The 9,220-nt window shown below is 31.5% G+C and carries 14 protein-coding genes; 12 read left to right on the top strand and 2 right to left on the bottom strand.

From position 1 onward, the window contains the following. Positions 1 to 398: 398 nt before the first annotated feature. Entirely contained in the window at positions 399 to 611 is a 213-nt protein-coding gene (locus CG11_RS28255; RefSeq protein WP_052600273.1) for a hypothetical protein, read from the bottom strand. 311 nt (positions 612 to 922) lie between these two features. Continuing rightward, complete coding sequence (locus tag CG11_RS28250) at positions 923 to 1,573, bottom strand: triacylglycerol lipase (RefSeq protein WP_052600272.1); 651 nt, start codon at positions 1,571 to 1,573, stop codon at positions 923 to 925. Positions 1,574 to 1,793: 220 nt separating this feature from the next. Here CG11_RS28250 and CG11_RS28245 point away from each other — a divergent pair, with 220 nt between their 5' ends. The 12 genes from CG11_RS28245 to CG11_RS28195 all read left to right on the top strand — a co-directional run bounded on the left by CG11_RS28245 (position 1,794) and on the right by CG11_RS28195 (position 9,150). After that, on the top strand, positions 1,794 to 2,363 hold the full coding sequence (locus tag CG11_RS28245) for a DUF642 domain-containing protein (protein ID WP_052600271.1): 570 nt from the start codon (positions 1,794 to 1,796) through the stop codon (positions 2,361 to 2,363). Between the two features lie 376 nt (positions 2,364 to 2,739). Further along, a complete protein-coding gene (locus CG11_RS30725; protein ID WP_052600270.1) occupies positions 2,740 to 2,955 on the top strand; it encodes a hypothetical protein in 216 nt (71 codons plus the stop codon). Positions 2,956 to 3,089: 134 nt separating this feature from the next. After that, positions 3,090 to 3,191 carry a restriction endonuclease gene (locus CG11_RS31120; protein WP_072011023.1) on the top strand — a complete coding sequence of 34 codons (102 nt, stop codon included), beginning with the start codon at positions 3,090 to 3,092 and terminating at the stop codon, positions 3,189 to 3,191. Between the two features lie 251 nt (positions 3,192 to 3,442). Further along, a complete protein-coding gene (locus tag CG11_RS28235) occupies positions 3,443 to 4,066 on the top strand; it encodes a hypothetical protein (RefSeq protein WP_052600269.1) in 624 nt (207 codons plus the stop codon). 134 nt (positions 4,067 to 4,200) lie between these two features. Continuing rightward, on the top strand, positions 4,201 to 4,503 hold the full coding sequence (locus CG11_RS28230; RefSeq protein ID WP_072011022.1) for a DUF2199 domain-containing protein: 303 nt from the start codon (positions 4,201 to 4,203) through the stop codon (positions 4,501 to 4,503). Beyond that, complete coding sequence (locus tag CG11_RS28225) at positions 4,490 to 5,137, top strand: hypothetical protein (protein ID WP_052600267.1); 648 nt, start codon at positions 4,490 to 4,492, stop codon at positions 5,135 to 5,137. Before CG11_RS28230 ends, CG11_RS28225 begins: the two co-directional genes overlap by 14 nt. A 104-nt stretch (positions 5,138 to 5,241) precedes the next feature. Continuing rightward, positions 5,242 to 6,087 carry an ADP-ribosylglycohydrolase family protein gene (locus CG11_RS28220; protein WP_052600266.1) on the top strand — a complete coding sequence of 282 codons (846 nt, stop codon included), beginning with the start codon at positions 5,242 to 5,244 and terminating at the stop codon, positions 6,085 to 6,087. A 67-nt stretch (positions 6,088 to 6,154) separates the two neighbouring features. After that, positions 6,155 to 6,820, top strand: a complete 666-nt coding sequence (locus tag CG11_RS28215) for a hypothetical protein (protein ID WP_052600265.1) — start codon at positions 6,155 to 6,157, stop codon at positions 6,818 to 6,820. A 194-nt stretch (positions 6,821 to 7,014) separates the two neighbouring features. Beyond that, positions 7,015 to 7,689, top strand: a complete 675-nt coding sequence (locus CG11_RS28210; RefSeq protein WP_052600264.1) for a hypothetical protein — start codon at positions 7,015 to 7,017, stop codon at positions 7,687 to 7,689. Between the two features lie 11 nt (positions 7,690 to 7,700). Next, entirely contained in the window at positions 7,701 to 8,141 is a 441-nt protein-coding gene (locus CG11_RS28205; protein WP_052600263.1) for a hypothetical protein, read from the top strand. 359 nt (positions 8,142 to 8,500) lie between these two features. Beyond that, positions 8,501 to 8,851, top strand: coding sequence for a DUF5713 family protein (locus CG11_RS28200; protein ID WP_052600262.1), 351 nt, complete (start codon positions 8,501 to 8,503; stop codon positions 8,849 to 8,851). 20 nt (positions 8,852 to 8,871) lie between these two features. Further along, positions 8,872 to 9,150 carry a hypothetical protein gene (locus CG11_RS28195; protein WP_052600261.1) on the top strand — a complete coding sequence of 93 codons (279 nt, stop codon included), beginning with the start codon at positions 8,872 to 8,874 and terminating at the stop codon, positions 9,148 to 9,150. The last annotated feature ends 70 nt before the right edge of the window (positions 9,151 to 9,220 follow it).

Genomic DNA, 9,220 nt, shown 5'->3' with positions numbered 1-9,220 from the left:
TGTGTATAAGTCTAATTTATCTTCCATTCTATAAAGTTAAACTTTATAACTTAATTTCTTTAATCTTTGCGTAACTTGAGTTAGGAATCTTTAACGAAAAACGATGGTTTCAGGAGCATTTTTAGCAGAATACTCAGCCCTCTATCTCATGACTCTAACAAGCCACAACGAGTAACAAAACCAACTTCATGGTACCACAAAAAAAGCCAACAAATCCAAAAACTTCTCAAAAGCTTTTCAATTCATTGGCTTATTAGAACATCTATTTCTTTCACGAAAAAACATTCTTTTATATGTAGAGAAGGTCTATTTAGCAGTGAATAATATGTCTAAATTTCAAACTATTAAAAGAGTTATTGAAAGTTAAGTACTGCCTATATGCCGACCTATGTATTGTCTTATTTTTTGGTAATACCAATAACTCCTCCAATCAAAAAGATGGCACCAGCTCCAAGCATTAAGTATCCTGTTGTTGATTCGCTATCTTTTTGGGCAGACAGCTCTAAATTCCCGATTTCCAAAGACTTAGTATTGTCATTTACTTGTGTATAACCAAAGATTCCTAGTCCGATTCCTATTACGATTAATCCTATTGAAATTACCTTATTCATGTTTTTTTGTTTTTAAGTTAGAAAATTATTTACTACAATACCCAACATACAAGCATTAGGGTTACAGCTCGTATTGGGTAGCAATACAAGGAGTATAAAATATATTGTGTATTTTTGATTTATATTGAGAGCGTTAATAGTTGTATATGTATAGTATATGAGTTGCTATTTTATAACTATTGCTCGATGTGCAACTTAATTATATAACAATTCTAATATAAAAAAGATGTGAGAAATGACATTTTTTTGATTTTTTTCCTAATATTATTGAAGGAACAAACCTAGAATGCGTACAATTTCTGTCCTGCTTATCATGCTCCAAAGCGTCCATTCTGTATAAAATTATGTACCTGCCTGGCTGTAATGCTTTCTTTGTGAATTTGAGTATGAACGTAATTTAACGTTATAAAATCTGTCATAATAGAAGGTTCCAATTTGGTAGCGTCCACTTCTACTCGACCATCGTTAGGCTGCTTTAAAAAACTCCCCGTAATTAATCGATGATTCGTCCCTGCTATAATCCCAATATTAGGAATAGGGATATTTAACGGCAAGTCAATTGCCACAGATTTTGAGTGCAAAGCTATTATCGGTTTTAATAATCTTGGCAATAAAGGAATTTTAAGACCAATGTCTGCTAAACGAGTTCCTTTATTGGGAGTACCAATAAACACACAACGTCCTAAATTGGGCACGACCTGTTTTGATAGATAGTATCGAATAATCAAACCACCCATGCTATGCCCTACCATATGAATGTTGGAATAAGATGCCGTATTGATCTTGGAAAGTTCTATTTTAAAGACTTCGTAGATGGTTTCTAGTCGCTCAAATGTTGTTGGTAGGTTTACTAGATGCGTATGATACCCCCACTGGCTGAGATGCTCTTGGAGGGGTTCCATGTCTTTGTAATTTTTGAAGAAACCATGAACTAATAAAATTAAAGAATTGTTATGATTCATAACTTTGTATTAAGGCTAAATGTTATTTCTGTTAAATTATAAATTATTTTATATAACACTTATGATTTTAAGTAAATTCGCCTTTCAAATTAAGTTTTAGTTAAAAAATAATTTATTGGAAATACAGTGTATTTTTACTAACTTTACTTCCTTGTTCACCTATTTATCCTTGTCCTTCATTTATTATATATTTTTTAATTCTAATAATTATATTCTAACAATGTTAAAATCATTACTCTTCTCCATTCTCTTTTTTTCTTTCACAATTTATTCTTTTGCACAAGATAATCTAATTAAAAATGGTCAATTTGCAGATGGAACCAATAATTGGGAAGTTCTGCTACTCAATAAAGACGAACCGATTAAGGCACATATTGAGCATTCTGATGGATACAAAGAATATGGCTTGGCAGATAATTTTGTAGGGACAAATTTCGTAGAACTAGATCAAAAGTCAGCCATTCAACAAGTTATTCCAACTCGAAAAAATGGAATTTATACACTTGCTTTTGCTTTTGCTCCACGTCCTAACGCTGGTACCAAACAACTCATTGTAACAGCTGGTAAAAAAGTAATTTATACCACTACGCTCAATAATTCAGACGATAAAGGGGTATTTATTTACAAAACCGTCAACTTTACAGCTACTGAAAACTATACTAAAATTGGCTTCCACGCTGTTTCTATCTTGAGTAATGAAGATGACAAAGGTATTCTATTAACAGATATTTTATGCAATCTTTCTTCTACAGTAGACGTAAATAGAATCTCTTCAGACAAAAAATTCTAAACGCCGTTCTTTCGTTTTATTAAGGCTAGAACTTATTACTAGCCTTAATAAAATGTCTTAATTCAAAGCCTTGCTAAGGCACAAGTAATCACCCAGAAAAATTCTATAAACCACGAAGTAGTAGCGCAGCTAACTAAGCAATATGATCTCACGAAGTAAACAACCTTCTCCCCTATATCTGCACAGAATTACACAATTAGTTTTTTAATCCTGTAGGCATTTATTTATTGGAAATAGCCACAATAGACTATTGTATTTAGTGAGTAGTTGTGTAGAATTCAACTTCACTCAAAAATTCTTTCAGTATCATTAAATTCAATAAGATTTGTATATTGATGTATAATTGTCATAACATTGAGTAGAAAATACAAAACCGATGAATAAAGAGATTCCAAAATTTCATAAAACCTTCAATCCGATTTTAGATATTTTAAGTAATGGGAAAATTCTTCATACAAGAGAAATGCAAAGACTTGTCATTGAAAAATATTACCCGAAACTCACCAAAGAAGTTGAAGAGGATACTAATATTCTAAACTTTTATACTGAAGAAAACAAAAAGGTAAAAGGCGTAGCTACAAGCGACATTTAACTCTCCTCTCCTCAAGATTTAATTGATGAAGGTTTTAGACAAATCGAGTCCTCCATAAAAGAAGAATTACTTGAAAGACTAAAGGCAATATATCCATACTATTTTGAAAAAGTTATACTCATTCTTCTAAAAAAATAGGCTATGGAGATTTTATCGAAACTCCAAAATCCTCAGATGGAGGCATTGATGGTATCATAAATGAAGATAAACTTGGATTAGATAAAATCTACATCTAGGCAAAAAGATTTTCTAAAAATAAAGTTCGAGAAAAGACATCAGAAACTTTATCGGTGCAATGAATGGGACGGTGAACGTATGGCTTGGGAGCGCAAAATCACAGATTTTGCTACTAGTCCGAAAACAAGTTTACTATCAAAATCTGTGATTTTGCTTGCGAATGTCTTAAATTAGGTATGTAGCATGGCGCGCCACGCCGCAGACATGACCGTTAGTTAACTTTCATTAAATAACCAATTTTAGATTAAGTATGAACAACTGGATAGAAGAATTATATATGCCTATTTATCAGCCCATAGAAGCAAATAAAAAACTCTACGTTGAAGCCGTCATCTATAATGAAGTAAAATCCCAATATACAGAGAAAGAAAGTGAGTTCATAAAAGCCAATGGACTTGAAACTTTATACAGCAGTTTGACCGAACTTAGACTACACTGGAAACATCGAGATAAAAGAGAGATTCAGGGAACTTTTCATTTTTATCCCGTTAATAGGCTGATGATAAATTGGGATGAAGATTTTGGCGGTCATGATTGGGCCCCCAATATGAAAGGTTTTCGTCCGCTAGATATGTTTTATGAATCCAATGGTTGCGTAGGTTTCTTTGTGGATAGACCCGATAAGACAGGACTGTATTTACATGCCTTCGAAAGCAATGTTGAACCTCTGAATGTAGATTTGGAAGGCTATTTAAAGTTATTAATTGTGTCCAAAGGATTTAGTTGGTGGCAAATTGTATTAGTAAGTCACATTAAAGGAACTCACGAAGCTGGTTTAACGCAATTTCGAGAAAGCATGCCTGAGCTTTTTTCTAATTTTGATTTTGATAAATTTATAGAACTATACGAATCAGTTAGAATTGATAAAAAATAACGAAAAGCTAACAACATGCATATGATCATGGGAAGTGTCAGTAACCGCTTAACAACATCCTCCGCCCTTGGAGTCACAAAATCACAGATTTTGCTATATTGTAACGCTGAAGGAAAGACCTCCACTCTTTAGACTTGAATTATAGATTCTGGGTTTCATTAAGTGAAAAAAGCTATTTGGATTATCGAGAAAACTTTAATAATAAAAACCACGTTACTAAGTATTTTGGATGGTTATGTAATGTGATTCCAGAATATGAAGACACCTTAGCTATTCCAACCACAGTATATACTAGAAAAGGAAATTTAAGACCTTTAATCATTCCTCACAAAAATTTTGATCATCCTTTCGTAAAAGATTACTATGAAGGTATTTCAAAAAAAGAAGCAGAAAACAGAATCAATAACATGCTCAATACCAATAATGAGTCTCCATAAACTTGGCTTCATTAGAAAAATTATATCTCTATCAATTTTAAATTTGGTACTCCTAAACTCTTCTTTCGGCTGTAGTTGCGACTCAATCCCCTTTAATATAGCCATAGATGAATCAACTGAAATATTTTATGGCAAGGTCATTAAAATCCATGAAATTGACCAGCACCTTCCAACTAAAATTGATGGCTTTTCTCATAGCTCAACAAAAACTTGGTGCACAACTTTTGAAGTTATAAAGAAATGGAAAGGCAGTTCAAAAAAAGTAGTAGAAATATACCAAGAAGGCACTAGTTGTGATGTGTTTTTTGATTTTGGACAAGGTTATATAGTTTATGCAAAAAATCAAAAATCTGTCAGTACACAAGAAAATTCTATCAAACTGTGGACTTGGCTCTGCTCAAGAACTCACCCTCCCTTTAATGATAATTACAATGAAGGCTGGGATGACCGAAAAAGATTAGATCAAACATTTCTCAATCACATAAAAACTTCAAAAACTTTAAATTTTTTCGAGGATTACATTTTAAAGTTCTTAGTTCTTATAAGTCTATTTTTTGCAGGAATACTGTTTAAAAAGAAAAGACAAAAACTCTTGACAACACTATGTATATACTTATGGGGGATCACACCATAGATATCAGCATTAAAGGCCATAAGAAAGCAAAAAAATAAACCAAATTGGAACTTATAAAAATCAATTGCGATTATATAGTCATTATCAAAAACTAAAATATATAAATGATATTAGAACTGGCAATTGGAGATGCTTATGGTGCTGGCTTTGAATATGTGGAAAGAGAAATTATTCATAGGTACAATAATCTTAATTACAGACAATATCCTAAACATTTGGGAACTAAGCCTGGCATGTATACAGATGATACCCAAATGAGTTTGGGTATTGCTGAATTAATTCTTGAAAATAAAGATTGGACAGATTTAAATATTGCAAATAAATTTGTTGAGGTCTTTAAAAGAGATGAAAGAGAAGGGTACGCTCAAGGATTCTACCACTTCTTGAGAAAGATTAAAAGTGGTGAAGAGTTTTTAGAAAAAATAAATCCCACCAGTGAAAAGAGTGGTGCAGCTATGAGGGCACCAGTAATTGGTATTTTTAAAGACAAAAAAGAAGTCCTTGAAAAAGCTGAAATTCAAGCCGCCATTACTCACAATACTAAGGATGGAATAAATGCTGCTAAAGCATCCGCCTTAATTCCTCATTTCTTCATCTGGGAAAATGGAAAGAAAAAAGACTTGGCTAAATTCATTAAATCAAATGTAAAAGGCGATTGGTTAAATAGTTGGGCAGGTAAAGTCCGCTCTAAAGGGTGGATGAGTGTTAGAGCTGCCATCACAGCTATTCAAGAAACTAACAGCATGGCTGATTTATTAAAAAAATGTATTTCTTATACAGGTGATGTTGACACCGTTGCAGCTATTGCATTGGCTGGGGGAAAAGTCTGTAAAGAAATTAAAAATGACCTACCGAGGGGATTATATTCAAATCTTGAAGATGGTAAGTATGGGAGAGTTTATATTGAAAAAATTGATAAAAATCTGAAAGAAAAACTGAAAAACTCCTAAGAAATGCGGTCTATAACAGGTCGTATATGACCATTGGAGCTACGAGAGGCTAAAACCATTAATAGATTTGAAGAATCAAGATTTAATCAACGAAATAACGGATCATAAAAAAAACTTTAAAAACTGGCTAAAGGCTAATTATAGTTATGATGATATTATAAATGAAAAGTATGATGACACTGGCTACCCCAAATGGGCTGAAGTTGAAAATACATTTGAAAAAGCCTTTAAAGAACTGGATTTTTCGAAGCTAAAAGATGAAGTGCTTGAAACAATAGGCTACTTACTTGCAAGACAATGGGATGTAGGGATTATTTTTCCATATTTCAAAGAAGAAATTAGTCAAATAGGAATGTCTGAAAATCAATTGTTAATACTTTCTAAATTCGGTCTTAAATCAAATGAATGGAGCTTCAAACAACAATGTGCTTCTTCATTACGAAAGGTTAAAAATGATATTCCAAAGGCTATTAAAATTGCCTTAAACTACTTCGATGACGAAGACGTAGATATAAAAAGACACTCCTTGAAATCACTTCACTATCTAGGATTGAAAAATTTATCCCCTCTTCTTGAAAAAGCATGGAAACTAAACGATGAGTTATTAAAAATAGTTTGTCTTAACCTATGGAAAGAAATAAACCAAGCCAAATTTAAAGAAAAACTTCTTGAAGCTAAATTAGACTCTAGAGAAATCATAAAAAAATATATCAACGAATTGAAAATAGAATAATATATATCAAGGCAGGAATTTCGAGAAAAGTTCGGAAATTGTCTGCATGCAATAACTCAGTAAAATCTGTAATTTTACTCACAAAATTAGCTATATTTATTATCACAATGTAGTATATAACCAGACGGATATTAATAAACTTTAAGAAACCTTTTTAGCAAAAATAATCAAAAACATGAGTGATAACCTTAAAGATGCAGGATTGTATTGATGATGATAAAAAGTTACTTGTGGAAAAGCAAACCGAAGTTAATCGTCTCAAGAAAGTTCCTAACTGGGAATCTAAACCTACTATCAAAACAGAAGTTGAAAAACTAGAAAAAGAAATTGAAACTGAGAAGAAAAAATTAAAAGAGCAAGAAGATAAATTGGCTGCTTTGCCTGAAGAGTGTATAGAGCCTATCATGTTAGAAATCACATTTGATGCAAACTCTAACAAAATCAAAACAAAAGATGATGCACAATTAAAAGTGATTGCAACTTTTCTTAACGAAAATCCTAGTGTAAAAATTAAACTTATTGGTAATACATCCATGAATAAGAAAAACACACCTAAAGCTACAATGGCTAATTTAGATGATTTTAAAGAAGATGTCCCAACAGACCACATTATGCCAAATGACACCTTGTCTGGGAATAAAGCCACTGATGAAGCACACTTAAAAAAAGAAAAATTAAAAGCTAAGAAAGATATGACTAAAGATGATTTAAGTCTTACTATTAGTGACTTAATGATGATTAGAACTGAAAGGATTAAACAAATCTTAGTCAAAGACTTAAAGGTAAATCCAAATCAAATTACCACAGTAGAAGGTAAAAACTTAGGAAAAGGAAAAAATAATCAAAAAGTTATACTTGAATATCATTAAAAAAATATTGTATGAAATTATTACCTTTCAAAGTGCTTTTTTTTAGTCTATTAAGTATAATTGGTTGTAAGGAATCGTTAAAAATCCAAGATGAAGATATAATAACTATTGGGGATGTATCTTTAAAATTAAAAGATAAATGTTATTGTTCTATAAGCAATCACAATGTAATTAGTGAATTAGCTGATACAATAACATATTCTTTTAATTTTAAAGATATTGTAAAAATAGATACGACTTATAGTTCCTATGTTATAATATATATCAACTCCCCCAATAATATGTCAAGACAAATATATTGGCGTAATTATATATCTGAAAATGAAAAAAAAAGATTCTTTAAAAAGAAAGAAAAAGCTATATTTAATTTTACCCAAAAAAATAATATTTCTGTTTTCATAGAACTAGTTTACAAACATGCTAAAAAATGCAATGCCAATCTTAATAAGTAATTGATTATAAAATAATTAGCAATCAAAATTAAGCTAATCCATGAGATCCCACTAATTTTATCGTGTTGTTGCACTGAACACCTCGAGTACAATTGGAAAAATAGCCGCTGTGTAATTTCAATAAATTAGCGCTTAGTCGCCCATTGTTCTAGAAGGCTCTTTTTTTGAAAAACAAGGCATCCAAAGGGTAACACTTTTGGGTAATAAGAGCCAGAGGGAAGTTTTGTCGCATTACAAAGTACATTTCTATAACCGTCTGTAAAATTGTCTAATTAATAGGGCGCTAGACCTAGTAATACTAACCTACATTTTTTCATTAATTTAATATCTCGTTTTTTTGAATCAACTTAAACACAACTATGCTAAATCAAAGTGAATTAAAGACTAAAGGTATAAAAAATTACAAATTTCTAAGTCAAATGTACCTCGACTCCTATTTTCCAAAATCTCCAGTAGATAAGGTTAAAAATGTATTGCTCGAAGTTTGTTTTGAAATTGAAAGTACTCCTCCTAAAGACTTAAAAGAATTATATGCCATTACTCATAGAGCTACAGAAAAAATTAACGACTTGCAAAATGATTTTTACGACAATGGAAGCGAAATAGAGACCGTGGCTAGAGAAACGATTTCTTTAGATTTTGAGTTCATTGCAAAATCATATGGATTTGAAGCTGATTTAGAAACGCTCGTTGCTCCTAGAGATTGGTAGATGGAATAAAGCCTTCTCTCATGAAAAAATATTTATTAGGATTCGGAATCCTCAGTATTTTCGTTTTGTATTCTTCTATCTCTTACATTGCTAAACCATATAGAAATACAGATACCATTTTAGGACGCATTTCAAATATTGTCAATGAAAATAATTCTCTAAATCTCATTTGTGTAAATTTTCCTAAAACAGAGGTAAATATCCTTTGGGAATATGAGTTTAGTAGTAGAAAAATAGTTAAAAATGGCAATAAAATAAGCTCCATTGGGAATAAATATGGAAAGAATAGAGTTAATTAGAAAAAGTTGACTATTCGCGCCCACACATGCGAGGACTTATAATCCCGAAAGGGGCTTTGTACCCTAAAGT

It is taken from the genome of Aureispira sp. CCB-QB1 (assembly GCF_000724545.1).
GTDB lineage: Bacteria > Bacteroidota > Bacteroidia > Chitinophagales > Saprospiraceae > Aureispira.
Note: the sequence above shows the minus strand (reverse complement) of the source record. Positions and strands in the feature narration are given on the sequence as shown.

What these genes read in the sequence shown, in the direction of transcription:
- CG11_RS28255 (WP_052600273.1), bottom strand. Translation starts at nt 611, where the DNA reads ATGAATAAGGTAATTTCAATAGGATTAATCGTAATAGGAATCGGACTA.
- CG11_RS28250 (WP_052600272.1), bottom strand. Translation starts at nt 1,573, where the DNA reads ATGAATCATAACAATTCTTTAATTTTATTAGTTCATGGTTTCTTCAAA.
- CG11_RS28245 (WP_052600271.1), top strand. Translation starts at nt 1,794, where the DNA reads ATGTTAAAATCATTACTCTTCTCCATTCTCTTTTTTTCTTTCACAATT.
- CG11_RS30725 (WP_052600270.1), top strand. Translation starts at nt 2,740, where the DNA reads ATGAATAAAGAGATTCCAAAATTTCATAAAACCTTCAATCCGATTTTA.
- CG11_RS28235 (WP_052600269.1), top strand. Translation starts at nt 3,443, where the DNA reads ATGAACAACTGGATAGAAGAATTATATATGCCTATTTATCAGCCCATA.
- CG11_RS28225 (WP_052600267.1), top strand. Translation starts at nt 4,490, where the DNA reads ATGAGTCTCCATAAACTTGGCTTCATTAGAAAAATTATATCTCTATCA.
- CG11_RS28220 (WP_052600266.1), top strand. Translation starts at nt 5,242, where the DNA reads ATGATATTAGAACTGGCAATTGGAGATGCTTATGGTGCTGGCTTTGAA.
- CG11_RS28210 (WP_052600264.1), top strand. Translation starts at nt 7,015, where the DNA reads ATGCAGGATTGTATTGATGATGATAAAAAGTTACTTGTGGAAAAGCAA.
- CG11_RS28205 (WP_052600263.1), top strand. Translation starts at nt 7,701, where the DNA reads ATGAAATTATTACCTTTCAAAGTGCTTTTTTTTAGTCTATTAAGTATA.
- CG11_RS28200 (WP_052600262.1), top strand. Translation starts at nt 8,501, where the DNA reads ATGCTAAATCAAAGTGAATTAAAGACTAAAGGTATAAAAAATTACAAA.
- CG11_RS28195 (WP_052600261.1), top strand. Translation starts at nt 8,872, where the DNA reads ATGAAAAAATATTTATTAGGATTCGGAATCCTCAGTATTTTCGTTTTG.